Origin of the sequence: Actinokineospora globicatena (assembly GCF_024171945.1) — a bacterium.
In the GTDB taxonomy this organism is placed as follows: Bacteria; Actinomycetota; Actinomycetes; order Mycobacteriales; family Pseudonocardiaceae; genus Actinokineospora; species Actinokineospora globicatena.
The window spans coordinates 222924-248038 of record NZ_JAMTCR010000004.1 but is presented as its reverse complement, the minus strand read 5'-3'; the positions used below and the strand labels follow the sequence as shown (position 1 = coordinate 248038).

Genomic DNA, 25115 nt, shown 5'->3' with positions numbered 1-25115 from the left:
AACCGGGCGGGACCCCGTGAGGAGTCCCGCCCGGCCACCGAACCCGCGTCTTACCGGTACCGGAGCGGTCAGTACCGGAAGCGGGTGACCATTTCCTGCAGCCTGCCGCTGAGGCGGGTGAGCTCGGTCGTCGCCTGCTCGGCCTCGGTGACGCCGCGGGAGGTCTCGTCGGCCGCGCCCGCGACCTCGGTGATGGCCGAGGCGATGGCGTTGGTGCCGTTGGCCGCCTCGGAGACGCTGCGGCTGACCTCGTCGGAGGTGGCCGACTGCTCCTCCACCGACGCCGCGATCGCCGACTGGTACTGGTTGACCCGGTCGATGACCTGCACGATCTGCCCGATCGCGGCCACCGCGGCCTCGGTGTCGGTCTGGATGGCGGCGACCCGGCGGCCGATGTCCTCGGTCGCGCTGGCGGTCTCCTGGGCCAGGTCCTTGACCTCACCGGCGACGACGGCGAAGCCCTTGCCCGCGTCCCCGGCCCGCGCGGCCTCGATGGTCGCGTTGAGGGCCAGCAGGTTGGTCTGCTCGGCGATGGAGCGGATCGTCTTGAGGACGTCGCCGATCTCGGCCGAGGACGACCCGAGCCGGGTGATGATGTCGTTGGTGTGCTGGGCGGTCGCGGTGGCCTCGGCGCCGACCTTGGCCGCCTCCGAGGTGTTGGCGGCGATCTCGCGGATGGAGGCGCCGAGCTCGTCGGCGGCGGCGGAGACGGTGCTGACGCTGTCGGACACCCGGCCCGCGGCGTTGGACACCTCACCGGCGCGGTGCGAGGTCGAGCCCGCGGCGTCGGTCAGCCTGCCGTTGGTGGCGGCCAAGCGGTCGGCGGAACCGGCGAGCCCGGAGGCGGAGTCGGCGACATCGGAGACGACGGTGCGGATCTCGTTGACGGCGTGGTGCAGCGCGCGGCCCATCTCGCCGATCTCGTCGGCCGAGTGGACCGCGACGTCCTGGGTGAGGTCACCGGCGGCGACCTTGTTCGCGTAGTCCTGCAGGGTGCGCACCGGCTTGCGGATGCTGCGGGTCAGCAGCCAGCCGAGCGCGAAGGCCAGCAGCACGGCGGCGGAGATGACGGCGATGGTCAGCCAGCGGGAGGTGCTGGTCATGTCCGAGATCTCCTGGCGCTGGGTCTCGGCGTAGCGCACCAGGTCGGCGGTCAGCTTCGCGAAGCCCTCGTTGACCTTGGGCAGGTTCTGCTGGGCCTCCTGGTTGTACTTGACCTCGTTGGCGGTGTCCCCGGCGGCGGTGGCGGCGCGGCGGGCCTTGTGCGAGGTCCAGAACGCCTGGTTGTCGGCGATCAGCTGGGTGAGCACCGGCTGCAGCTCGGCCGGGATGCTGGTGGCCAGCTTGGCGAAGTCGGTGTCGGACTGGGCCAGGTAGCCGTCACGGCCCTTGGCCAGGCTCTCCAGCGCGGCGGGGTCCTTGACGGTCTCCATGACGACGTCGGTGAGCAGCGCGGTGAGGTTCGAGGTCTGCGCGGCCTTCACGTCGACCAGCGGGGTGACGGTGTCCTCGGAGATCGCGGTGGCGCGGTCCCGCAGGTCACCCTGCTGGGTGAGGCTGAACACGCCGAGGGCGATCACCACCACGGCGAGCACGAGGAAGGCGCTGAACACCCGGGCGCCGAGGTTGCGGCGCAGCGGGTTGCGGGTCACGAGATCAGCCATGCGAAGTTTCTCCCTGTCCGGCGCGCGGACCGCCCACGCTGCGGTGGGGGCGCCTCGGCGCGCGGCCGGGGACACCCTCAGGCGTAGGTAATCGGGCGGCGCGAGCCGGGCCGTAGGAGTTCCGCGTCACATGACCCGTGTGGGTCAGCCGCCGGAGTCGGGGTCGATCTCCGGGCCGAGGCGCAGCGCGTCCTCGCAGACCTTGTCCAGCAGGTCCTTGTCGGCCTTGGTGCCCACGGCCTTGCCCTTGGCCGGGGCGTAGTCGGCCTCGATGATGACCACGGTGTCCCCGGTGAGCTGGGAGGCGTAGCCGTTGCTCAGCGACCTCAGCGGCGGTGCCTTGACCACGCCCTCGCGGAGCAGGTCCTTGATGTTGCCGGTCTCGTTGGCGTTGACGAGCTGCACCAGGCCGGTGGCCTTGTCCTTGTCGCCCATCCGCACCACCGACACCGCGACCAGCGCCTGCTTGCCCTTGACGTCGGCGGTGTAGAGGGCCTGGGTCACCCGGCGGCACTGGCCCGGCTGGGCGAGCAGCTCCTGGGTCTTGCCGTAGGCGTGCTGCGCGCAGTCGCTGTCGACCCTCGGCTGGGTGACATCGGGATGGGCGACGAACTCGTAGACGCCGGTCGGGCGCGGCTTGCTCGACTGGGTGGGCGGGGTGGTCGTGGTCTCGCCGCCACCTCGCACGTAGAAGAACACCAGGCCGGAGACCACGGCGACGGCGATGAGCCCCGCCGCGCGCAACGCCCAGGTCAGCGCCGGGTTCGTCTTGGCTGGCGCGGGTTCCTCCTGGAACCGGAACGGCTCGTCGGGGCGTCGTCCGCTTTGCACGCGGGGGATCCACTCGGTCTCACCGGAGCGGTTGTACTGCTCGGGCGGCCAAGGCGGTCCGGGGCGCTGGGGGTCCGACACGAACGCTGACAGTAGTTGGTATCGCCCGCCGGTGTCATTCGACCCGTTTCATCCGACTTGTTTCCTCCAGGCCGGACCGGGCCGGGTTCTTAGCCAGTTTTGGCCCGCGCGGCGCGGAGCACGAGGTCCACGTCCTCCGCCGTGTTGTAGAGGTGGAAGGACAGGCGGATCCGGCCCGCGCGCGTGGCGAAGCGGACCCCGGCCTCAGCGAGCCGGTCGCCAGGTAGGCCAACGGCGATGATGGCCGTACCGCGCGGCGGTAGGTCTAGCTGGGTAAGGAGATCGTCAGCGAGACCCACCACGTGGTCGCGCACCGCCCCCCGGTCGAGACTGGCCAACCAGGGCAACGCGGCGGCGGCGCCGACGTGGGAGAACCAGGCCGGGCTGAGGTCGTACGCGCGGGCATCGCCCGCGAGGCGCAACGGCAGGTCGTAGACGGTGTCCCAAGGGTTCTCGCCCGCGTACCAGTTCGCGGCGACCGGGCGGGTCCACTCGCGGGCCTGCGGGCGCACGGCCAGCCAGGCGGTGCCGCGCGGCGCGAGCAACCACTTGTACCCGCCGCCGACGACCCACTCGACCCAGCCCAGGTCCATCGGGAGCCAGCCGAGCGCCTGGGTCACGTCGAGCAGGACGGGGGTGCCCGCCGCGCGCAGGCCCGCCAGGTCGGCGATGGCGCCGTCCGCAGACTGCACCGCGCTGACGGCGACGAGGTCGAACCGTGGTGCCTGGTCAACGAGGTCGGCCGGGGCGACCTCGTTGACGGTCACCCCGCGATGTGCCTGGGCGGCGAACGGGAAGGTGAGGCTGGTGAACTCGCCCCGCACAGTGAGCACCCGGGTGCCGTCCGGGACGCCGGTGGCGACGGAGGCGACGAGGTGGGAGACAGCGGCGCCGATGGCCACCTCGGTCGGGTCGACACCGACCAGGTCGGCCCACGCGGCGCGGGCAGTGGCGACCGAGGCCTCGAACGAGGTAGGGCTGTCTTGGCCCCTACGCCACCGGTCGACGGCAGCACCCACGGCGTCGGCGACCCGGACGGGCGGGACGCCGATGCTCGCGGAGTTCAGGTAGCCGGGCGTGATCTCGAACCGCTCTCCGAAGGCTGCGCGCACGTCCCCGACAGTACGGTGGTGGACGTGTACAGCGAGGAGTTCGAGATCAGGACCGGCGGCACCGAGGTGGTCCACGACCTGACCGACCAGTGCGGCCGGTTCCTGGCCGACACCGGCGCGGTGGACGGGCTGCTGCACGTGTGGGTGCCGCACGCCACCGCCGGGGTCGCGATCCTGGAGACCGGGGCGGGCAGCGACGAGGACCTGCTGGCCGCGTTGCGCGCGGTCCTGCCGCCGGAGTTCCCGTGGCGGCACCGGCACGGCTCCCCCGGGCACGGCCGCGACCACGTGCTGCCCGCGTTCATCCCGCCGTACGCCAGCGTCCCGGTCCTGGGTGGACGGATGGCGCTGGGCACCTGGCAGTCGGTGTGCCTGGTCGACACCAATGTGGACAACGCGGTGCGCAACGTCAGGTTGAGCTACTTGGCGGGCTGAACAGCTTTAACTCGGTCCGGTAGGGCTACCGCGACAAGGCCGACGACGGCGATGCTGCCGAGAACGATCAGGCCCAACGTGACGTCCGGCGCGTTAGGCGTGCCCTGCAAGAGGCTGCGCAATCCCTCTGCGGCGAACCGGAACGGCGTCCACGACCACAAGAGCGCGCGGTAGACCGGGTTGAGCATCTCCGGGACCTGGCCCGCCACAGCAGGTGCGATGAGATAGAGCGGCCCGAGGATCGCCATCGCGCGGATGCCGAGGTAGCGCAAGAGGGCGCCTTGCACCGCTGCGAAAGCGACCGCGATGAGCAAGAGATACCCCAGCACGGATGCGTCTAGAGGCAGCGCAGAGTCCCATAGCGCGAAGAAGCCTGCGACCACTGCGACACCGGCAAGGCTGACGCCCCCGATCAGGCCAAGACGGTGCGCGGCCGTTGCCCGGAGCGCGAACCTCTTCCCCAGTACGACAAGTCCCGCGCCCGCGACTAGACCGCAGATCCACAGCAACGCGGATGCCGCCAGTGGGGCCGTCCGGCCTGCCGTGCTCGCTGGGGAGATCGTCTCGACCCGCGGCTGACTGCCCATGGCCGCCGCCGCGCCGGTGAGGACCTGCTGCGCCACCTGGCTCCCCTGCGGGTTGATCGCGCCGGAGAGCACGATCGTCGGGCCTGATCCGCCGAGTTCGAGCACCCCGTAGACCTCCTTGTCCGCCAAGGCCTTCCGAGCGCTTTCCGGGTTGTCGACGCGCCAGGAGACCGCGTCCCCGCCGTGCGCGGCGATCTTCTCGGCGGCGGGACGCAGCGCGTCGGGCACGGCGATGGCCAGCGGGACCGCGTCGGGGCGGGCGCTGGCCTGGCTGCCGAAGGTGAGCAGGCCCAGGACGGCGGCGACCACCGCCCCGGCGACCGAGAGCAGGGCGAGCAGGCGCGAGGGGCGCATCACGACTCCAGTTCATCAGGCGTTGAATTCTGTGGTCAGGATAGGAGCGGGCGCGCCCGGAAGTCAACACGTGTTGAAATCGACCGGCGGGGTGGCCGGGCGCGGTTCTGGACTACGGTTCGGGAGTGCGCAACCAGCGGGCGGTGATCGCGGCGCTCTCGCTCGCGGCCGCAGGCGCGGTGCTGGCGTCGGTCACCCTGTTCGGCTCGACCGCCGACGACGAGGGGGCCCCGCACGTCACGGCCGTCCCGCCCACCAGGACCAGGGCCGCCTCCCCCGCGTCGCCGACCAGGTCCGGCTGGCAGGTGGTGGACGACACCGAGGCGGGCCTGAGCTACGAGGTGCCGCCGAACTGGGCGCTCGCCCCGGACACCGAGACGCTGGAGTCCTCGTCGGGCACCGTGCTCACCCACCTCGCCGACTTCGGGACCTACCTGTGCCAGGGCGCCGAGTACGGTCGGGCGTTCGCGGGCAGCGGGCGGGTGGACGGCGACCCGGCCGAGGTGGCGACCGAGGTCGCAGCCGCGATCGCGGCCGACCAGTACAGCGACGGCACCCAGACCGCGGCGGTGACGCTGTCGCGCCCGACACCGGTGGTGCGCGACGGCGCGCGCGGGACCGTGATCCGGGCGGACGCCGAGGTCAAGGCCGGTGAGGTCGCCGACAGCTGCGCCAGCACGCGGGGCGTGGTGACCGTGGTCGCGCTGGCCACCCCCGTCGGCACCGCCGTGATGGTGGTGGGCGCCGACACCGACGACCGGGGGCCGACCGTGCCCGTAGCGGACGCGGGCGAGCTGCGCGGCATCACCGACAGCGTCCGACCGCGCGGCTAGTCACGGCGCCCCCGCGACCAGCCGGGTACTGTCACCGCCCGTGAGCTACCCCGGCGGCGACTACCAGGGCCTGGGCTTCTACCCGGGCCTGGGCTTCTACCCGGGCCCGCCCCGACGCGACCGGCGCACGCTGGTGATCGCGGTGTCGGTGGCCGCCATCGTGCTGGTCGTCGGCGCCGTCGTGGCGATCCTGCTGCTGCAACGGCAGTCCGACACCCCTGCGCTGCCAACCAGCACCACCTCGGCGCCCTCGTCGACCACCACCACCACGACTACGTCGAAGACGACGACCACGACGACGAAGCAGGCCGGGCGGACGATCGACAACGACACCGCCAAGCTCTCTTACGTCGTTCCGGAGGCATGGACCCCGATCGAGGGTGGCCTCACCCTCAAGTCGGTGCCCGGGGTGACCATCGACCACGTCGCCGGGCTCACCGAGTACCAGTGCGGCGGCAAGACCTACAGCCGCGGCGTGGTCGGCGGCGGCAAGGTCGCCAAGGGCGAGCTGAACCAGCGGGCCACCGAACTCGCCCAGGCCTTCGGCAAGGAGCTCTACAACACCAGCTCCGGCGTCGAGGTGGTCCCCGGCACGCCCAAGGCCATCACCGCCAAGGGCAGCGGCGGCACCGAGCTCAAGGGCGTCCGGCTCACCGCGGAGATCACCAGCACCGGCGACGCGTGCCTGGCGAGCAAGGGCCAGCTGGTGCTCGTGCTGCTCGACGACGGCACCGACCTGCGGTTGCTGCTGGTCAACGGCGACACCGAGGGCGGCCCGGCGACGCCCGCGCCCGCGAAGACCGCGGACCTGGCCGCCATCGCCGACAGCGTCCGCCCCACCGGCTGACCACGGCCGATCGACCCGGTCCCAGCGGCTGGACGGCGTGACACGATGGCCGGGTGACCGAGAAGCGCACCCTCGTCCTCTGGGACGTCGACCAGACCCTCGTCGACTACAGCGGCACCGGGCACCGCTGGTACAGCCAGGCGCTGGTGAGCGTCGTCGGGCTGGAGCTGGCGCACGTGCCCGCCTTCCCCGGCCGCACCGAGCGGTCGATCACCGTGGAGCTGCTGGAGGCGCACGGCGTCGAGTGGACCGAGGAACACGTCGAGCGGATGTTCGCCGAGCTGATCGCCATCGCCACCGCCGCCCGCCCCGAGCTGCCCTCGCTCGGCCGGGCGCTGCCCGGGGCCCCGCAGGTGCTCGCCGCGCTGGCCGAGCGGCCCGAGGTGGTGCAGTCGTTGGTGACCGGGAACCTGGTGGAGCTGGCCGACTGCAAGCTGGCCGCGTTCGACCTGCTGCCGCACGTGGACCTGGAGATCGGCGGCTACGGCTCGGTGTCGACCGACCGGCACGAGCTGGTCGCGGCGGCCAAGCGGGCGGCGGAGACCAAGTACGGCACCACCTTCGACCCGCGATCGATCATCGTCATCGGCGACACCCCGCACGACGTGGCCGCCGCCCACCACCACGGCGCGGTGGGCGTCGCGGTCGCCACCGGTCGGCACTCGGTGGAGGAACTCGTCGCGTGCGGGGCCGACGTGGTGCTGACAGACCTATCCGACACCGATGCGGTGATAGCGAGCCTGCTGCGGACAGCGCCACCGGACGACCAACTACCGTTCGGCCCATGAGCGACCCGTACTACCAGGTGGACCCGCTGACCGGCAGGCCGGTGGCGTACCAGGGGTTCGGGATGTACGAGCCTCCTCCGCCGCCGCCGCGTAAGACACCGTTGTACGTGTTCCTCGCGTTGCTGCTCGTGGTTGCTCTTGGCGTTGTCTTCATGGTTATCAAGATGTCCGCCGACGACGCTGAGCCTCTTGCGACAACGGCACAAACGCCTCCACCTACGACGTCCAGGTCCGCGACAACTCGGTCGACGACTACGACATCACCCATGCCTGCCAGTGCCCGCATAGCACCAACCATCCCCGGGTGGCAGGGAGTCCTATCTCCTAAGGAAAAGGCTGCCTACGACGTACCGCAGGACTGGAAGGTCGAGACCCCTGGCACTGTCGTGGGCTTCGACGACCACAAGGGCACCCTCGTCGCCGTGATGCACGGCGCGACCACCTACGTGCCAGAGGCGTGCCCGGACTCGCGCAGCTCCTACCGCGGCCACGCCGGCTTCGTCACCGCGGGCGCCACCGACCCAGAACGCGCCGCCGTCAACGGAGTCCGCCTCTTCGCCGACGCCGCTGCCCTCAACAAGGACGACACACGAGCCCCGGTCTCCTCGACCGCGCCCAAACCGGTCAAGGTCGCCAACGGCACCATCGACGCCATCACCGCCACAGCCACCGTCACCCCCACCCACCCCAGCGAATGCCCCTCCCCCACAATCCTGTTCACCTCAGTCGCCTTCAAACACGGCACCACCACCATCCTCTTCCTCATGTACCAAGACCAAGGCGTACCCGACACCCTCCCCCAACCCATCGCCGACCAGATCATCACCACCATCCGCCCGGTGTAACACGACCCACCCGACCCGCGACCCAGGGAATCCGCGTGGGCATTCGGTCCTGTCAACAAGCGCAGCAGACACTCGAAAGTGCCGCACCGTCCGGTGATGGCAGCTACAACGCACCAATGCCACACGGTGACGAAGCTTTGGCCCAATCCGCCAGGCAACTTCACCCCGACGTTGCCAGCACGTTGGGTCAACAGCTCGACCAGCGAAGGCTGTCACCTGACGTGACGTACAAGCTAGTGTCGCCGAGTCGCGCCAATGGCACGGGCATCGTGGCCGCATAGTCGCCGGGGTGGTGCTGACCAATGCTTGGTCGTCATGGCCCGGGCGCGGTTGCGCGACGAGCCTGTGGCTCGACAGCACTTCCGACGAGATCGACGCGCAGGAGCCGGGTGGGCCTACCGGGCTGTCCCGGATCGCGGGGACGTTGGTGGCGCAGGACGTCGCCCGCAAGGCGACTGACCTGCTACCTGTACTACGCCGCGACCATCCTGGAGTACTTCGATGACATCGCCGTGGGTCACGGTGTCCGCCTTCCGCCAGGCCTGGGGGATGGAGATCGACCTGTTCCCCGTCGCCACGGTGACCCTGCCCTCGCCCCGCTGACGAGCCGTCGTCCCACAGGCTCGCGGGACGACAGCTCATACTGGTCAGCGGCTACGAGCGGTGGCCAGGTCTTCGTAAGCCGGTGCGTCACCCTCGCGGGTTCGAGTCCAGGCGCGGGTGAAGAGATCGGCGATGGGCTCTAGCGCGGTGATGACGAGAGGCGGGCTCTCGGTGAACCCGTACATCGAGGCTTTCCATGCCTCTAGCGGTAAGTGGGGAGTGGACAGGGCTAACCAAGCGCCGGGGAGGAAGAGGGTGCGACCTGCTCGGGCACGCTTCGCGGTAAGAACCAGATCGGTCTCCCCCAACGCGGCACGGGTCTTACGGAGGCGTGCAGGTTTCCACCCGGTCCACCGGGCGACGTTGGCGTCAGTCGGGTCCGGTAGCGCCAACAGTTGCAGGTAGAGCGCTGCGGCATCCTCGTCGATGTTGTGCGTAGCAGCCACTTCCGACACCAGGTGCGGCACCGACGCTGTGGGGTCCTGGAAGTAGACCGTCGGATCGGGCAACGTGGCGCCGCACGCGGCTGTCAACCCGTCGCTGGCAAGGAGGTCGAGCACCTCGATGTAGCCGGAGTGCGCCAGTTCCATCGCGGCCACCAGCATGTCCCGGTCGTGTGGGCCGAGCAAGCCGGGCCACACGATGAGCGAATAGTCCTCGCCGTCGTAGTGCACGTCGAGCCAGTCACGGACCCTGACCGTCCCAACCTCGGTAGGCGCTTCAGCACCGATCAGCCCGCGCACCTCGTTCGCGGACAGCCACCAACCGAGGTCCAAGCCGAAACCGGGATGCGCGACCCGCTGCCGCGCTAGCGCCAACGTCTCCGTCAGCGCTGCCCGGTGCGGCGAGCCTGCCGGGAGCCGTTGGGACAACCACGCGAGAACACGCGGCACGGTCAACAGGTGCGAGTCAGTGAACCCGCCGGGATTGCGGGACTCCAGTCGACCGTCCACCACCTTCATCTCGGCGTCCGTGTGCAGCCACGCGGTGGCGGCCGGGTTCAACACCGACGTCACCTCCTCGGCGGACCGCTGGTACGGGAGCCGGGTCGTGGCGTCGGCGAGCAGGTCGTCGTCCACCGGTCGCCGCGCGCCGAACTTGGCCGTCCACACCTCGGCGACAGCGGCGGCATCCGGACCGGTGGTCCACAGGTCGCCCGGATCGGCCGGGGCACCCGCGGCGAACAGGCTGCGCCGGAACCGGTCGTCGAGGTCCCGCATCCGCTCGCGGGCCGCCTTCGCCCCCGGCAAGGACAGCCCGAGCACCGCGCGGTCCTCGGTGCTGATGAAACTCGCGCCCCACCGGAAGACGCCGGGCATCCCAGCGAGCAGGTAGGTGGCCTCCGCGGTACCCAGGCCAGTCCGCTCGACCAGCGTCGCGGCGGCTTCCGGCCGCCACGGGTACGGCCCGCGCTCGGCGAGGAGGTCGAGGAACCGGGTGATCCAGCCGCCGTCGACCGGCCCGAAGTCCTCCGCCTGGTCCACGACCCAGCCCTCCGGTAGCGCGAACCCGCCCCGGCTGAACTGCAACCCGGTCGCGGTGCCGCCGGGCCCGAACCAGCTGGTGTAGCTGACGGCCACGAACCCGTCCGGCGTCGGGTGGACCCGGTGCCGGTGCGCGGTCTGCTTCTCCGGGATCGTGGCGACCACGCGCCGCCACTGGCCGGGGCGGTCCAGGATGCCGCTGTCGGCGATCCAGCGCAGCACCGCCACCAGGGTGTCGCGTTCGGACTCCGGGGTGACCGGCGAGGCCGCGCGCAGGGCCAGCGCGCCCAGGTGCGGCGCGAAGTCGACCCACTCGACGGACGCCAACTCCGGCATGCCTTCGTCGACCGGCACGGGCTTGTCCGCCGCCGCGCCCAACGCCGCGATGAGGTCGGGCAACGGCGTGCGGCTGGTGCCCGCGGCGTCGGACCGGTTGCGGCGGAACCAGTCCAGCGCGACGCTGACCTCGTTCTCCGTTATCCGCGTGCCGGTGTCGGCCTGCCCGGCGCTGAGCACCTTCGCGGCGGCGGCGATCCCGTCGAAGCCGCGCCGGAAGATCACCAGTCCTGCCGCGCGACGAACGACGGACACCACGCCTGCCAGCAGCCCGAGGTGGGTCACCCCCGGCAACGCCTCTTGGACTGCCGTCGCGAGCGCATCGCGCTCGCCACGCTTCAGTGCGGTGTAAGAGGCGAGGTTGACGTCATCGTCGTCCCAGTCCTTGAGGTCGCCATCCCACTCGGCGGCCTCTAGCGCGGCGACGCCCGCGGCGAGCATGGACTCGACCGCGTCCTTCGTTACCGCGCGCAGGGCGGCCGAACCGGCCTCGTCTCGCGGGCGCAGCAGGTGCCACCACGGCAGCGGGACCACGGCAGGCGTACCGGCGGCGTACGTCGGGTAGTGCTCCCCGAACCGCAGCGTCGCGACGATCCGGCCCTCAGCGTCTAGGAGGGCGGTACCGGACGTGTCCTCGCTGATGGTCAACCGGGTGCCGGGCAGGTCCAGCAGCCCGCGAACAGGCAGCGCTGCCGTGACTCGTCGACCGTCGATGCCCTCACCGGTCCAGGTACCGTCGGCCTCTTCGCGGACGCGCCACCCGTGCAGACCGCCAGCGGCACCCAACGGGCTGGCCTCGGTGGCGGGGGTCGCCGGACGCAGGTCGCTCCGGTCCAGGTCGAGCCGCGCGCCGTCGACGGCGAACTCGTCCAGGAAGGCAGGCGGGGCCGAGCGCGCGGTGGTGCCGGTGGCGGGGTCGACCTGGAGCCAACGGCCGTCTTCGCGGTACTGGTCGGCCGACCACACCGCGGTGCCGTCGCTGTACGCGTGGGTCGGCTGCGGGATGACAGTGTCGCCGGGGTGAATCACACGCTTGCCGGTGAACCTGCCGCCGTCAGGCAGCGCTACCGAGGCCCTAGCAGCGAACAGGTCGTAGAGGTCGAACCCGCGGAGGGTGATGTGCCGGGCCGGGTCGTTGCTCCAGTACGCCACCTGGCTCGATGGCCCGTACCAGATCACCAGGAGGACGCCGTCGTGCCAGGACGCGGCGGTCGCGTCGTACCACTGGTGGCGTTGCGCGGCGGGGATGCTCGCGGTGTGCTGGGCGAGCACTCCGTCCGGCCCCACGACCGCGAAGGACTCGGCGCGGCCGACCACCAGCGCGGGCCAGCCCTCGCCGCGGACCCCGACTTCGGTCGACTTCCCGCCGAACCCGGCGATGGCCTCGTCCAGGGCGGGCCAGCTGAGTTCGTCGAACAAGCCCGCGCGCAAGGTGCGCACGACCGCGTCCGCGACGTCGACCCCGGCCACCGCCTCGGCGGCCTCCGGCACGTCGACGAAAGCGTCGGCTACGCGCAAGAGCCCTAGCTCCGCCAGGTCCTCGGTAAGGCCGGGGACCGTCTGCCCGAGGTCGCCGGTACGCGCGGTGATCCAGTCGCGGAAGGCATGGCGCAGCCCGGGCACGTCCAAGACCTGCCGGACCGTGTCGGGCTTCGCGATGTCGTCCGCGCCGGACTCGCTGTAGAGGCACGAGGTGATGGCCTCACCCAGGGCGGTGCCGCGTGGCGAGGCGGCGATCGCGCTGAGGTCGCGGCGGCCGGGGGTGTCGTCGGCGAGCCAGTCGGACAGGTCGATCCACTCGGCGGTGGAGTCGACCGGCACGCCGTTGGTCAGCAGCAGGTCGATCAGGTCGAGTTCGACCTCGCGCCACCGACCCGCCAGCCGGACGCTCTCGCCGTCGGCCACCAACCGGTCGACCATCGTCTCGGCGAGGGCAAGCAGGGCCGGTGACCGGGGCACGAGCCCCCAGCCCGCGGACCGGGACGCGGCCACCGTGGCCAGCCAGGCCGCCGGTGTGGTCGACACGGTCGGGTCGGGCGGGCCGGTGAGCGCCGCGGTGGCGCCGCACTCGGTCAGCACACCGAGCCACAGGTCCAGTGTGGACTTCTGCTGCGGGACGAACGCCAGGAACCGGGCGCGCACGGTGGGATCGTCCTTCGCCAGAGCGACAAGAGCGTCCCGGTAGGACTTCCAGAACCCAGCGGCGGCGCGCGCGACTGATGCCGCTTGCACTACCTCGCGCAGGACTCGTTCGTCTTCCACGCGCAGGTCGAGCTTCGCGGCCTTGGCCAGTCGGCGGAGGTCTTCCGGCATGCCCGCGTGCGGCGGTAGGCCCGCGCGGACGCGTTCGACGCAGAGGGTGCGGAACCGCTCGTAGGCCTCTTCGGCGCTGTAGCGGCGCGCGAGGTCCTTGGCGTAACCGGTCAACGCCTTGGCGGGTAACGCACCGGCGAACGCGAACTCCAGGAAGACGGCTCTGATGCGTTCGGCGTCCACGGCGAGGTCGTGGACCTGCTCAGCTTCGCGCGCCTTGCCGAACATCGTCGCCGCGAAGCTGGTGTTGCCATGCCGGAGGAAGATCCGGGCCGCCTCCTCGTAGAAGGTCGGCAGAAAGTGCGGCGCCGACCCGCCGAGCATCGTCGCCAGCTCGGCGAAACCGTCCTTGGCCGCGCCCGCCTTCGACTTCGCGACGCGGTCCAGCCGCTCGATGTCCTTGACCAACGCCAGCGCGTGGCCCGCGTTGGCAGGGTCGTTGATCAGCGCCCACGCGGGGAACCCGAGCGCCGAGCGCTTAGCCACACCAACAGGTTCGGCGCTAGAGGGCGCGGTGAAGCCTAGGTACTCCGCGGTGAGGTCCTCGGCCACACCCAGCACCTCTGGCACCAACCGCACGACAACGCGGTCCTCCAGCGCGGGGTGCTCGTAGTGGCGGGCGAGCAAGACATCGCGGTCTTCACCCTGGCTCGACCCGGGCAACACCGCGCCCACGGCCAACAGCTCAGCGCTCACTCGGCACCCTCTTCGACCGCGCGGCCCGCGTGGATCGCCGACGCCATCCGCGTCCCCTCGGACCAGGCGACCGGCCCCACCTCGGCCAGCGGCACCGTGGTCCCGTCCGGTCGGGTCCACCAGAGCTCACCCGTCCACGCCTCGCTCTCCGGGTACTGGTCGGCCCCCACCCAGAACCGGGCCTGCAGCGTCGCACCGCCCTCGAACACCGGGTAGACGGCCTCACCGCCGCGGACCGGGTAGCCGAGGGTGCGGCAGCGGGCCAGGACGTGGTTGATCTGCTCGAACCTGGCCCCGGAGAAGTCGGACACGGTGCCGGTCGCGGGCAGCGCGTCCGGGCGCGCGAACGTCTGCCGGAACAGCTGCTGCACCCGCTGCTCCACCCCCAACTCGGCGGCGAACTCCCGCAGCTCGTCGAGGTCGTCGAGCAGCACCGGGTGCGGGACGGTGATCGTCTCCGGCCGCACCCACACCGTGTCACCGTCGAGCGTCACCAACCCGACCCCGCGCTCGGGGTCCGCGTCCCGCAGGAACCCGACCTCCCCGGCGTCGACCACCAGGTCGCGCACCACCGACCGCCAGGCGCTGTCGGCCCACACCTGCCCGACCAGCACCGTCGGCACCGGCAACGACCTGGCCAACCAGGTGTCCACAGTGGAGAGGCACTCGGCGTCGTGCCGGTCGAGCCACTCCACCAACTGCCGCAACCGCACGACCTGCGCGTCGTCCTTCAGCGCCGCGGGCACCGCCCCCAACACCTTCCCCTTGGCGTTGCGGCACCGCACCCGCCCCCCGTCCACCCGCACCTGATACCCACCCGATGCATCAACCCACCCCACAACGCCCACCCTCTGATGTCGAGTCCCACCAACCGCCGCCACCCTAGCGACCCACCCCGACACAACACACCAAACCATCCACAGGTCCAGAGTGGACCGGGGCTATGAGGTGCCGAAGGAGCTGTGCGGACCATTCAGGCTTGCGGTGTTCGCCGCCCAAAACGAGCTGGCAAGCCAGGATTCATCGCGCTTCACAACCCCGCCGACCACGCCCCTAGCCCACCGACGCATACGGCCTTCACGCCGCTAGCCCCCGCTGACGACGAATTGCCTCGCACGGCGCCCTGACCCGGGCCGACACAGAGGGCTCCGCACGCCTCCAGCCCCTATCAGCGCGTAGATCCCACGCGCGCCTCTGGATCTCCCCGGCGCCCACCGCGTGCCTCTAACCCCGCCGACGCACAAGGACCCGCAAGCCTCTAGCCCTCACCAGCGCAAAGGCCCCCACATGTCTCTAGCGCCACCCGGCCCTCTTCACGCGCCCGCGCGGTCCCACCCCCGCCCAGCCCCCACCCTCTCCGGGGGGCGGCCCTGGTCCAGTCTACCGGCACCCCCCGACAGTCGATCTTGAACCGACCCCCGCAGAGATCCACATGTGGATAACTTCTGTGCCCCGTAAGCATGAAAAAGAAGGCCGGTCCCCCGAAGGGAACCGGCCATCCACAGCGAGAGGATCAGCTGGTCAGAGCCACGATGTGCTCGACGACGGCGTCCACCGCGATCTCCTCGCGGTTGCCAGAAGCGCGGTCCTTGACCTCGACCACGCCGTTGGCCAGGCCGCGGCCGATGACGATGATCGTGGGGATGCCGATGAGTTCGGCGTCCTTGAACTTGACGCCCGGGGAGGCGGGGCGGTCGTCGAGGAAGACGTCGATGCCGCGGGTGGTGAGGTCGGTGGCCAACTGCTCACCGGCGGCGCGCAGGGTGTCGTCCTTGCCCGCGATGACGACGTGCACGTCGGCGGGGGCGACCTGGCGGGGCCAGACCAGGCCGGAGTCGTCGAAGGTCTGCTCGGCGATGACCGCGACCAGGCGGGAGACGCCGATGCCGTAGGAGCCCATGGTGATGGTGATCGGCTTGGAGTCGGCGCCGAGGGCGTCGAGGCCGAGGGCGTCGGAGTACTTGCGGCCGAGCTGGAAGACGTGGCCGATCTCGATGCCGCGGGCGGCGACCAGGGTGCCGGTGCCGTCGGGGGCGGGGTCGCCCTCGCGGACCTCGGCGGCCTCGATGGTGCCGTCGGGGGTGAAGTCGCGGCCCGCCACCAGGTCCAGCACGTGGTGCTCGGCCTGGTCGGCGCCGGTCACCCAGGCGGTGCCGGTGACCACGCGCGGGTCGACCAGGTACCTGACCTTGTTCTCCAGCAGCGCGCGGGGCCCGATGTAGCCCTTGACCAGGAACGGGTTCTTGGCGAAGTCCGCCTCTTCCAGCACCTGGAACTCCGCGGGCGACAGCGCCGCCTCGAGCCGCTTCGGGTCGACCTCGCGGTCACCGGGGACGCCGACCGCGAGCAGTTCCCACTCGGCCGCGCCGGGCTGGCGGACCTTGAACAGCACGTTCTTCAGCGTGTCGGCCGCGGTGAACTGGCGGCCCAGGTCAGCCTGGTTGAGGAAGTCGACCAGGGTGTCGATGGTCGGCGTGCCGGGCGTGTGGTGCGCGCGCGCCTCGGGCAGACCCGCCAGCTCACGCGCGGGGGGCGCCGGGGTGATGACGGCCTCGACGTTGGCCGCGTAGTCCGAGCCGGTGCTGCGGACGAACGTGTCCTCGCCGATCGGCACCTCGGCCAGGAACTCCTCCGACGCCGAACCGCCCATGGCACCGGAGGTGGCCTTGACGATCACGTAGCGCAGGTTGAGCCTGTCGAAGATGCGCACGTAGGTAGCGCGGTGTGCGGCGTAGCTGGCGGCCAAGCCCTCGTCCGTCAGGTCGAACGAGTACGAGTCCTTCATCAGGAACTCGCGGCCGCGCAGGATCCCCGCGCGGGGACGCGCCTCGTCGCGGTACTTGTTCTGGATCTGGTAGAGCCAGAGGGGGTAGTCCTTGTAAGAGGAGTACTCGCCTTTCACGGTGAGCGCGAACAGCTCTTCGTGCGTGGGGCCGAGCAGGTAGTCCCCGCCCTTGCGGTCCTTGAGGCGGAACAGGTTGGGGCCGTACTCGGTCCACCGGTTCGTCGCCTCGTAGGGCTCTCGGGGCAGCAGCGCGGGGAACTGGATCTCCTGGGCGCCCATGGCGTCCATCTCCTCGCGCACGATCGCCTCGACCTTGCGCAGAACCCGCAGACCCAGCGGCAGCCAGGAGTAGACGCCCGGGGCGACCCGGCGGACGTACCCGGCGCGGACCAGCAGCTTGTGGCTGGGCACCTCCGCGTCGGCCGGGTCCTCGCGCAGGGTACGCAGGAACAGCGTCGACATCCTGGTGATCACGGTAATGCTCCTCGTGTCGGGCGGGTGCCCATAGAGCGTAGTGACCTGCCGCTGGTCAGCGCATCGGGGTTACTGCTCGATGACCCGCTCCTCGGTGACGATCGCGGTCACCAGGTCGGCGGGGGTGACGTCGAAGGCGTAGTTCAACGCCCGCGTCCCTTCTGGCGCGATGGGCACTCCCGCGAATTCGATGACCTCCTCCTCCGACCGCACTTCGATCTGGATAGCGGAACCGTCAGGTGTCGCCTCGTCCACCGTGGACTCCGGGGCGGCGACAATGAACGGAATCCCGGCGCGCGCGGCCGCCAATGCCAGCGGGTACGTGCCGATCTTGTTGACAACGTCACCATTCGCGGCAATCCGATCGGCGCCTACGACCACGGCGTGCACAAGACCGTTCGCGATGACCGACGGCCCGGCAGAGTCAACGACCAGCGTGTGCTCTATCCCCATCTCGGCGAGTTCCCACGTCGTGATCCGCGCGCCCTGGAGCAGCGGTCGGGTCTCGTCGGCGTAGACGTGCCCGAGCCTGCCCCGCTCGTGCAGTGACCGCAGCACCCCGAGCGCGGTCCCCCACTCGACGCAGGCCAGCGCGCCCGCGTTGCAGTGCGTGTGCACGTTGATCCGGCCGGGCACGCGCGCGGCGAGCCAGTCAGCGCCGCGCTCGGCGAGTGTCCGGTTGAGCCGGACGTCGTCCTCCAGCACGGTGATCGCCTCGACCACGGCCTCGGGGATGCCCAGCGGGAGCTTGGCCAGCACCCGGTCGACGCCCCAGGCGAGGTTCACCGCGGTGGGTCTGGCCGCCCGGATCTCGGCCGCCGCGGTGACCGGGTCCGCTGTGGACAACGCGGCCAGCGCGACCCCCAGCGCCCCGGCCACACCGAGGGCGGGCGCGCCGCGGACGGCGAGGGAGCGGATCGCGGTCACGAGTTCGGGAACAGTGCGTAGCTCGCGGGTGACGATCTCATGCGGAAGTCGGGTCTGATCGATGATGACGATGTGGTCGGACTGCCAATCGATGGTGCGCACGCCCCCATGATTGTCGGTCCTGGCGGATACGGTGCGGGGTATGACCATTGGTATCGCAGGTGTGACCATCGATTGCGCCGATCCGCGCACCCTCGCAGGCTTCTGGACCAAGGCACTGGGCTTCGAGGTGGCCCAGGACTTCGACGGCGAGTTCCTCTTCCTCGGCCCGCCAGGGGCGCGCCAGGGCGAGGCCGTGTTCATCGGGCTGCAGCGGGTGCCCGAGGAGCGCGCGGGCAAGAACCGCGTGCACCTGGACTTCCACACCGAGGACCGCGCGGCGGAGGTGGCCAGGCTGGTCGGGCTCGGCGCGACCGACGCGGGCGAGCACGAGGTGCCGGGGCTGGCGTGGACAGTGCTGCGGGACCCGGAGGGCAACGAGTTCTGCGTCGGCGCCAACGCCTGAGCGGGTGACCGAGACCGTCACCGCCGCCCGGCGCGCGCGGTGAGGTGGCGGCGTTCCAGGGCGCTGGTGGCGCGCTTGGCCGCCTCCCGGTAGTCCTCACGCGCCGCGTCGAGGTCTCCGGCCAGCTCCAGCAGGTGCGCCCGGGTCGCGTTCGAGTCGTCGTGGTCCTGGGCGGCGGACGTGGACCGAGCGGTCGCGGCGAGGTCCTGCTCCTCCCGGCGGCGGCGGGACGCGTCGGCGCGGACGTGGTCGACCAGCCTGCGCCCGGCGACCGTCACCAGCCAGGCGCGCGGGTTGTCCGGCGTGCCGCCGGTCGGCCACTGGGTCGCGGCGGCCAGCAACGCCTCCTGCACCGCGTCCTCGGCCCCGCCGACCCAGCCGTGGCGGCGGACGAGGGACGCGAGGACCTGCGGCGCGAGGGCGCGCAGCAGGTCCTCGCCCGCGTCGGTCACGCGGACTCGTGCAGGACCGGCCACACCTCGACCGGCGCCTCGTCGGCCCACGGCATGTCGGCGGCGATCTGCTCGGCCCGTTCCTGGCTGTCCACGTCGAGCACATACAGGCTGGCGACGTACTCCTTGGTCTCCAGGTACGGACCGTCGGTGACCGCGGGGGCACCGCCCTCGCGGTCACACCAGCCTGGCCATGACCGCGTCGGCGAGGCCGTAGGCGCCGAGCAGCTCGCCGGTCTCGCGGTAGCGGGTGTTGAACGCCTCCTGCTTGGCGATCGCCTCCGGCCACTGCTCGGCGGGGATGGCGTCCCACTTCTCCTGGTTGCCGTAGACGAGCATCAGGTACTTCATCCTGGATCTCCCTCTCCCGCGGCGGACCGCCGTGGCCCGCTCTCACCCACCAGTCGGAGCGGGCTCGACGTCCTCTACACCGTCCGCGGGACTATTTTCGCGGGTTCTCAGGCGACCGCGAGCGCGGTCCCCCTCGGGTCCTTGAGCTTGCCGAGCAGCGACAGCGCCAACCACGTGGTGGCCACCGCCCCGACCGCGACGGCGATCGGCAGGACGAAGGTCGGCAGGAACGGGCGCAGCGCGACGCAGACGAACGACACCAGGTAGATCGCGATCGCCGCCCTGGGGACGAGGTTGGCCGAGATGAGCGCGATGCCGTAGGCGGTGATGCCGATCAGGAACACGATCGACGACACCAGCAGGCCCTTTCCGGTGAAGCCCGCCTGCAGCTCGCGCACGACGGCCGGGTCGAGCTCCGGGAAGACGAAGTTGAGGATGTACTCGACCCCCAGCACCGCGCCGAGGCCCGCGACGTTGAGCACGAACCCGACGGTGAGGCCCTTGGTCGGCTTGGCGTGCACCAGGTACACGCCGATCATCAGCAGCAGGCCGAACACCTGCCCGAGCGGGGCGACCGCGTGCCCGAACGCGGTGTCGGGCAGCACCCCGCCGCGGCGCCCGGCGTTGAGCAGCAGCACCAGCGAGCACAGCAGGCCCGCCCAGCCCGCGATCCGGATCAGCGTGCGCATGTCGTCATCTCCTCGAAACGGTGTGGCGTGATGACGTCAGCTTTTCCGGTGCGCCAGGCGGGAACAAGGAAATCGGCTGCGGGGTAAGACTTCGGTAAGTGTCCACAACGGACGAGGCCCGCCCCCGGGAAGGGGACGGGCCTCGTCTCGTCTAGCTGTCAGCCTCAGCGGCGGTCGTCGCGCCAACTCCGGGCGGAGTCGGTGCGGCCACCCTCGCGCGGGGCGTAACCGCGGTTGGTGTCGCCACCACCGAACTCGCGCGGCGCACGGGCGTCGCGGTCGCGCGGGGCGCGGTCACGGAAGCCACCAGCGCGGGGAGCACCACCGTCACGGGTGCCGGTGGCACCGCGGAACCCACCCTCGCGGGGAGCACCGTCACGGGGCGCCCGGTCGGGGCGGAAGTCACGGGAGCGCGACGAGTCGCCGCGGTACCCGCCCTCGCGGGGCTGCGAGTCGCGGAAGCCGCCCTCACGGGGAGCGCGGTCACCGCGGAAGCCGCCGTCACGGGCCGCCCCACCCTCGCGCGGGGCGCGGGTGTCGCGGGCACCGAAGTCACGGGTGCGGTGGTCGCGGCTCGGCTCACGCCGGTCGTCACGCGGGTGGCCCTCGTTGCGCTCGGTGCCCCGACCGCTGACCGCGCGGCTCTCGCGCGGGCCGCGGCCCTCGAAGCCACCGGTGCGGCGGCGGAACTCGCCACCGGTGCGGCGGGCGGTGTGACCGGAGCGGGTCGCGCGGACCGGCACCGGCTTCTCCACGACCGGCTCACCGCTGGGCACGCGGGCACCGGTGATGCGGATCAGGTCCGCGTCGCCGGGCCGGACCTTGGTGTGCTCGGGCTTGACGCCCGCCTTGTCGGTCAACCGGACCACGGTGCGGCGCTGGTCGTGGGTCACCACGGTGACCACGGTGCCCGCCTCACCGGCGCGCGCCGTGCGGCCCGCGCGGTGCAGGTAGTCCTTGGGGTCCGCGGGCGGGTCGACGTGCACGACCAGGCTGACGCCGTCGACGTGGATGCCGCGGGCGGCGACGTCGGTGGCGACCAGGACCGGCATGTCACCGTCGCGGAACTGGCTGAGCACCCGGTTGCGGGCGCCCTGGGTCTTGCCGCCGTGCAGCGCGCCCGCGCGGACACCGACCGAGCGCAGCTTGTCGGCGAGCCGGTCGACGTGGTGCTTGGTGCGCACGAACATGATGGTCCGGCCCTCGCGGGCGGCCATCTCGGTGATCACGTCGGCCTTGTCCTGCTTGGACACCAGGAGCATGTGGTGCTCCATGGTGGACACGCTGGCGGTCGAGCTGTCCACCGAGTGCGTCACCGGGTTGCTCAGGTAGCGCCGGACCAGCTGGTCGACGTCACCGTCGAGGGTCGCGGAGAACAGCAGGACCTGGCCGTCGCGGTTGGTCAGGTCGAGGATCTCGCGGACCTGCGGCAGGAAGCCCATGTCGGCCATCTGGTCGGCCTCGTCGATGGCGCTGTACTGCACCGAGTCCAGCACGCAGGTGCCCTGGCGGACGTGGTCGGAGAGCCGACCCGGGGTCGCGATGAGCAGGTCGACGCCGCGGCGCAGCGCCTCGGCCTGGCGGGGGAAGGACATCCCGCCGACCGCGGTGCGGCACCACAGGCCCAGCGAGCGGGCCAGCGGGGTGAGCGCGTCGCTGACCTGCAGCGCGAGCTCGCGGGTCGGCACCAGCACGAGGGCGCGCGGGCGCAGCGGCTTGGCCTCGCCGCCGTCGAGCCGTGCGAGCAGCGCGAGACCGAAGGCGAGGGTCTTGCCGGACCCGGTCTGGGCGCGGCCCAGCACGTCGCGACCGGCCAGCGCGTCGGGCAGCGTGGCGGTCTGGATCGGGAACGGCTGGTTGATACCGGCGTCGGTCAGCGCCCGCAGCAGCGGCGCGGGCAGGCCCAGGTCGGCGAAGGTGACGCCGGTGGGCTCGAAGCGACCCTTGCCGCTGGCGCGGTGGCGCGGCTTGCGGCCGTCGTCCTCGGCGGTGTCGGCGGAGTCGATCGCGTCGGTGTCGACCGCGGTGTCGAGCTCGAGGAGGTCGTTCGTGGGCAGGGCAGAGTCGAGCAAGGGAGTCCTCTCCGGACGATGGCACGTCTCGGGAGGCTCCGCCCTCTTCTCAGGAGGCCGGCAGGCTATCGCACGGACGAGCCCGGCGCGTGTGTCACGCCGTCGGGTGGGTGTAGGCACCGGCTTGTCGTTTCACCGGAGCCAGTCGGTCGGCTCCGCTCACGGTGCGCTGCCCACTCTACCCGACGGCGTGACGTTCCCCCGCACGGCGGGAGCGGGATCACGTGCCGCGGGTCAGCCGAGACCCGCGACGGCGAGCAGGTGGGCGGTCAGCGCGCCGGCGTCGACGACCTGTTCGGACAGCCCCCGACCTGCGAACCAACGGGAGATGTTGGCCACGTCACGGGCCAGGAACTCGGCACCGGCGGGGTTGGCGACGAGGTCCACGACCTGGGGGAGATCGATCACCATCAGGTGACCGTCGTGGACCAGGACGTTGTACGCCGACAGGTCGCCGTGGGTCAGCCGGTGCGCCGCGAACAACTCGAGCGCGGCGACCAACTGCTCCCAGAGCTCACGCAGCTGCTCCGGGTCCGGCCTGCACTGGGCGAGCCGGGGCGCGCCCTGCCGGTCGGCGTCGGCCAGGAACTCCAGCAGCAACTCGGTGCCGTCGCGCTGGACGGGGTAGGGCACGGGCGCCCCGACCGACCACAGCCGCGACAGCGCCGCGAACTCGGCCACCGCCCACTGCTCGGCGATCAGGTTGCGCCCGAACACCGTCCGGTTGGCGATCGCCCTGCTCTCCCTGGACCGGCGCATCCGCCTGCCCTCCAGGTACCCGGCGTCCCGGTGGAACAGCCGGTGCTCCCCGCTGCGGTACCGCTTCGCGGCCAACAGGCAACTCTCACCCTCGGCCACCGCGCGCTCGATGACGAACACGTCGGCTTCCTTACCGGTCTTGAGCACCCCGAGCTCGAAATCCGCCGCTGCGTCACTGGTGACGAGCCAGTCGGGCCTCGGGTGGGGCCCTTGCTCACTGTCGGCCCACGTGGACCACCGGTCGGCGCCCTCGGGCAACTCGAGCTCGGCGGTGTACGCGTCCTCACGAACCCGGGACAGCCGAAGCTTCTCGGCCTCGGTCAGCCTGCCGGACCGCTGGGGCTGGGGATCGTCGTCAAACCTGCGCCGCCGCATCTTGCTGGACTTGGGGGCGTCGTCGAAATCGTGCTCTCGCACTGGATGGGACTCCTCGGTTGAGAAAGGACGCCCCACCCCCGCGCTAGTCGACTAGCGCGGCCCTGGCGGGGCGGGTGGACGGGACAACGCCACGCCCACAACGACAGCTGTCGACATCACGCACCTCCCGCTTCTCTCCACCGGCTCTTCTCCACCGGCACTTCTCGCACAGCTTCTCGTGCTGCCTTGGTGTCGCGCAACCGGTTTATTGACTGGGGGCGTTTTAGCTGGTCGCGGCGGCTTTTCGGCCTGGTTGGGCGGCGGGGGAGGTTCATGCTTATGGGGTACAGAAGTTATCCACATGTGGATCTCTGCGGGGGTCGGTTCAAGATCGACTGTCGGGGGGTGCCGGTAGACTGGACCAGGGCCGCCCCCCGGAGAGGGTGGGGGCTGGGCAGGGGAGGGACCGCGTGCGCGCGCGAAGCGGGTGCGGCGAGGTAAGAGGGTCCCGCACGGCCGCGCTTGAGAGATCTCCGTGGCGTCCACTATGGACAGTTGGACACGCTGGAGACCCTCAGTTGATCACTCGGGCGACGACTTGCTCGGGCCTGCGCCCACTCCAGCGGCCCCCATGGTCCCGACCAGGCGATATGCCGTCGCAGCCCTCCCGATTTTCCGTCTTCTGGGTGACAAAAGTTATCCACATGTGGATCTCCGCACCCCTGGCTTCAAGATCAACTGTCGGTGGGTCCCGGTAGACTGGCCCAGGGACGCCCCCCGGAGAGGGTGGGGGCCGGGCTGGGGTGGGACCGCGCGGGCGCGAAGCGGGGCTGGGGCGCAAGAGGCGGAGCCGGAGGCGCTAGCGCTGGTGGGGCCAGAGGCGGAGCCGGTGGCGGCTAGCGCTGGCGGCGGGGTTAGAGGCGTGCGGGTGCTTCTGCGCTGGTGGGGCTAGGGGCGGAGCCAGTGGCGGCTAGTGCTGGCGGGGTTAGAGGCGCGCGGTTGAGCAGGTAGGCCTGGTGGCGCAGGGCGCTTTGTGCTGATGGACCCAGAGGCGTGCGGGTAGCACGGGGCCAAGCCCGAGGGGCGCGTAAGAGCGGCAGCTAAGGCCAGAAAGGCTCTCGGCGTGGACTAGCCGCCGGGTTATGGGGTGACCACCAGGTCTAGGGACGTGGGGGTGACGGGGTGCAACTGGAGGCCTGCACCGGCGGCTAGGGAGAGGATGCCGCGGAGGGTGGTGGGTTCGCGGGGGGCGGTGGCGAGGATTGCGGCTAGGCGGCCTTTGTAGGCCTTGTTGAAGTGGCTGACGGTCTTGCGGCGCCCGGCGGCGTCTTCGGTGACGACGCGGACGGTGATGGCGGTGGGGATGGGGGCGAGGGTGGCGTAGGCGCCGGAGCGGAGGTCTAGGAGGAGGTCGTCCACAGTGGACAGGGTCTTCTCCAGGGTCGGCTTCCAGGCCGAGCGCAGCGAGCCGAGGGACGGCAGGACTGACGCGCCGGAGAGGCGGTAGGCGGGGATGGGGTCGGCGGCGCGGACGATGCCGAAGAGGGCTGAGGCGACGGCGAGGCGGGCGTCGGCGCGGCGGCGTTGGGCCTTGGTGAAGGCGGGGATGGCCATCGCGTCGTAGAGGACGCCGGTGTAGCGCTCCAGGGCCGGGCGGGTGGGGGTGCTGAACAGGGCCGCGTTGCGCTCCACCTCGTCGACCTGCCGTTCGGACAGGTCGAGGGCGGCGAGGCTGGCGGGGACGTCGTCGGCGAGCGCGACCAGGGCGGCGGCGACGCGCTCGCGCACCGGGGTCAGCTCGGGGAACGACAGCGACGCCAGGTCGAGCGCGGGGCCGACGCCGCCGACGCTCTTGGTCTCCGAGGGGGGAAGCAGCACGAGCACCGGCAGAGCGTAGAGAAAACCGGTCGAGCCGGTCGCCCCGGGTGTCTTACC

General features: G+C 71.3%; 22 protein-coding genes. 7 read left to right on the top strand and 15 right to left on the bottom strand.

From position 1 onward, the window contains the following. Positions 1–68: 68 nt before the first annotated feature. The 3 genes from LV79_RS20035 to LV79_RS20025 all read right to left on the bottom strand — a co-directional run bounded on the left by LV79_RS20035 (position 69) and on the right by LV79_RS20025 (position 3688). A complete protein-coding gene (locus tag LV79_RS20035) occupies positions 69–1664 on the bottom strand; it encodes a methyl-accepting chemotaxis protein (RefSeq protein ID WP_253839021.1) in 1596 nt (531 codons plus the stop codon). A gap of 144 nt (positions 1665–1808) precedes the next feature. Further along, entirely contained in the window at positions 1809–2576 is a 768-nt protein-coding gene (locus LV79_RS20030) for a hypothetical protein (RefSeq protein ID WP_253839013.1), read from the bottom strand. Between the two features lie 89 nt (positions 2577–2665). Continuing rightward, positions 2666–3688, bottom strand: a complete 1023-nt coding sequence (locus LV79_RS20025; RefSeq protein ID WP_253840360.1) for an aminotransferase class V-fold PLP-dependent enzyme — start codon at positions 3686–3688, stop codon at positions 2666–2668. A gap of 24 nt (positions 3689–3712) precedes the next feature. Between LV79_RS20025 and LV79_RS20020 the strand changes: the two genes are divergently transcribed. Beyond that, positions 3713–4123 carry a YjbQ family protein gene (locus LV79_RS20020; RefSeq protein ID WP_253840359.1) on the top strand — a complete coding sequence of 137 codons (411 nt, stop codon included), beginning with the start codon at positions 3713–3715 and terminating at the stop codon, positions 4121–4123. On the opposite strand, the gene LV79_RS20015 is transcribed toward LV79_RS20020, so the two are convergent. Further along, on the bottom strand, positions 4108–5064 hold the full coding sequence (locus tag LV79_RS20015) for a YhgE/Pip domain-containing protein (protein WP_308208953.1): 957 nt from the start codon (positions 5062–5064) through the stop codon (positions 4108–4110). The two genes, LV79_RS20020 and LV79_RS20015, sit on opposite strands and share 16 nt — an antisense overlap. A gap of 125 nt (positions 5065–5189) precedes the next feature. Here LV79_RS20015 and LV79_RS20010 point away from each other — a divergent pair, with 125 nt between their 5' ends. From LV79_RS20010 to LV79_RS19990, 5 genes are all read left to right on the top strand, one after another. Next, a complete protein-coding gene (locus LV79_RS20010; protein WP_253839011.1) occupies positions 5190–5897 on the top strand; it encodes a DUF8017 domain-containing protein in 708 nt (235 codons plus the stop codon). A 40-nt stretch (positions 5898–5937) separates the two neighbouring features. Next, entirely contained in the window at positions 5938–6744 is an 807-nt protein-coding gene (locus LV79_RS20005; RefSeq protein ID WP_253839009.1) for a DUF8017 domain-containing protein, read from the top strand. A 53-nt stretch (positions 6745–6797) separates the two neighbouring features. Beyond that, positions 6798–7532: an HAD family hydrolase gene (locus LV79_RS20000; RefSeq protein ID WP_253839007.1), complete on the top strand. Its 735-nt coding sequence runs from the start codon at positions 6798–6800 to the stop codon at positions 7530–7532. After that, positions 7529–8377: a DUF8017 domain-containing protein gene (locus LV79_RS19995; RefSeq protein WP_253839005.1), complete on the top strand. Its 849-nt coding sequence runs from the start codon at positions 7529–7531 to the stop codon at positions 8375–8377. Before LV79_RS20000 ends, LV79_RS19995 begins: the two co-directional genes overlap by 4 nt. A gap of 289 nt (positions 8378–8666) precedes the next feature. Next, on the top strand, positions 8667–8882 hold the full coding sequence (locus LV79_RS19990; protein ID WP_253838997.1) for a hypothetical protein: 216 nt from the start codon (positions 8667–8669) through the stop codon (positions 8880–8882). Positions 8883–9024: 142 nt separating this feature from the next. On the opposite strand, the gene LV79_RS19985 is transcribed toward LV79_RS19990, so the two are convergent. The 4 genes from LV79_RS19985 to mtnA all read right to left on the bottom strand — a co-directional run bounded on the left by LV79_RS19985 (position 9025) and on the right by mtnA (position 18145). Next, positions 9025–13809, bottom strand: coding sequence for a hypothetical protein (locus LV79_RS19985; protein ID WP_253838995.1), 4785 nt, complete (start codon positions 13807–13809; stop codon positions 9025–9027). Beyond that, positions 13806–14609, bottom strand: coding sequence for a DUF4132 domain-containing protein (locus LV79_RS19980; RefSeq protein WP_253838993.1), 804 nt, complete (start codon positions 14607–14609; stop codon positions 13806–13808). Before LV79_RS19980 ends, LV79_RS19985 begins: the two co-directional genes overlap by 4 nt. A 713-nt stretch (positions 14610–15322) precedes the next feature. Beyond that, positions 15323–17068 carry a proline--tRNA ligase gene (locus tag LV79_RS19975; protein ID WP_253838984.1) on the bottom strand — a complete coding sequence of 582 codons (1746 nt, stop codon included), beginning with the start codon at positions 17066–17068 and terminating at the stop codon, positions 15323–15325. A gap of 69 nt (positions 17069–17137) precedes the next feature. Next, positions 17138–18145: an S-methyl-5-thioribose-1-phosphate isomerase gene (gene mtnA, locus LV79_RS19970; protein WP_253838983.1), complete on the bottom strand. Its 1008-nt coding sequence runs from the start codon at positions 18143–18145 to the stop codon at positions 17138–17140. On the opposite strand from mtnA, the gene LV79_RS19965 reads away from it, so the two are divergent. Next, positions 18138–18500 (top strand): VOC family protein, encoded by a 363-nt coding sequence (locus LV79_RS19965; protein WP_253838981.1) that lies wholly within the window; start codon positions 18138–18140, stop codon positions 18498–18500. The two genes, mtnA and LV79_RS19965, sit on opposite strands and share 8 nt — an antisense overlap. Positions 18501–18517: 17 nt before the next feature. Here the strand turns inward: LV79_RS19965 and LV79_RS34835 are convergent, their stop codons facing one another. The 7 genes from LV79_RS34835 to LV79_RS19930 all read right to left on the bottom strand — a co-directional run bounded on the left by LV79_RS34835 (position 18518) and on the right by LV79_RS19930 (position 25064). Continuing rightward, positions 18518–18952, bottom strand: coding sequence for a sigma factor (locus tag LV79_RS34835; protein ID WP_372495371.1), 435 nt, complete (start codon positions 18950–18952; stop codon positions 18518–18520). Further along, positions 18949–19062, bottom strand: coding sequence for a YciI family protein (locus LV79_RS19955; RefSeq protein ID WP_253840358.1), 114 nt, complete (start codon positions 19060–19062; stop codon positions 18949–18951). Before LV79_RS19955 ends, LV79_RS34835 begins: the two co-directional genes overlap by 4 nt. A 67-nt stretch (positions 19063–19129) precedes the next feature. Next, positions 19130–19303, bottom strand: a complete 174-nt coding sequence (locus tag LV79_RS19950) for a YciI family protein (protein WP_253838979.1) — start codon at positions 19301–19303, stop codon at positions 19130–19132. Between the two features lie 107 nt (positions 19304–19410). Beyond that, positions 19411–19992: a hypothetical protein gene (locus LV79_RS19945; protein WP_253838977.1), complete on the bottom strand. Its 582-nt coding sequence runs from the start codon at positions 19990–19992 to the stop codon at positions 19411–19413. 164 nt (positions 19993–20156) lie between these two features. After that, positions 20157–22064: a DEAD/DEAH box helicase gene (locus tag LV79_RS19940; protein ID WP_253838975.1), complete on the bottom strand. Its 1908-nt coding sequence runs from the start codon at positions 22062–22064 to the stop codon at positions 20157–20159. A gap of 234 nt (positions 22065–22298) precedes the next feature. After that, the gene (locus LV79_RS19935; RefSeq protein ID WP_253838971.1) at positions 22299–23240 is read right to left on the bottom strand and encodes a serine protein kinase RIO; all 942 of its coding nucleotides are present in this window, start codon (positions 23238–23240) and stop codon (positions 22299–22301) included. Between the two features lie 1080 nt (positions 23241–24320). After that, complete coding sequence (locus LV79_RS19930) at positions 24321–25064, bottom strand: YaaA family protein (protein ID WP_253838969.1); 744 nt, start codon at positions 25062–25064, stop codon at positions 24321–24323. Positions 25065–25115: the final 51 nt, after the last annotated feature.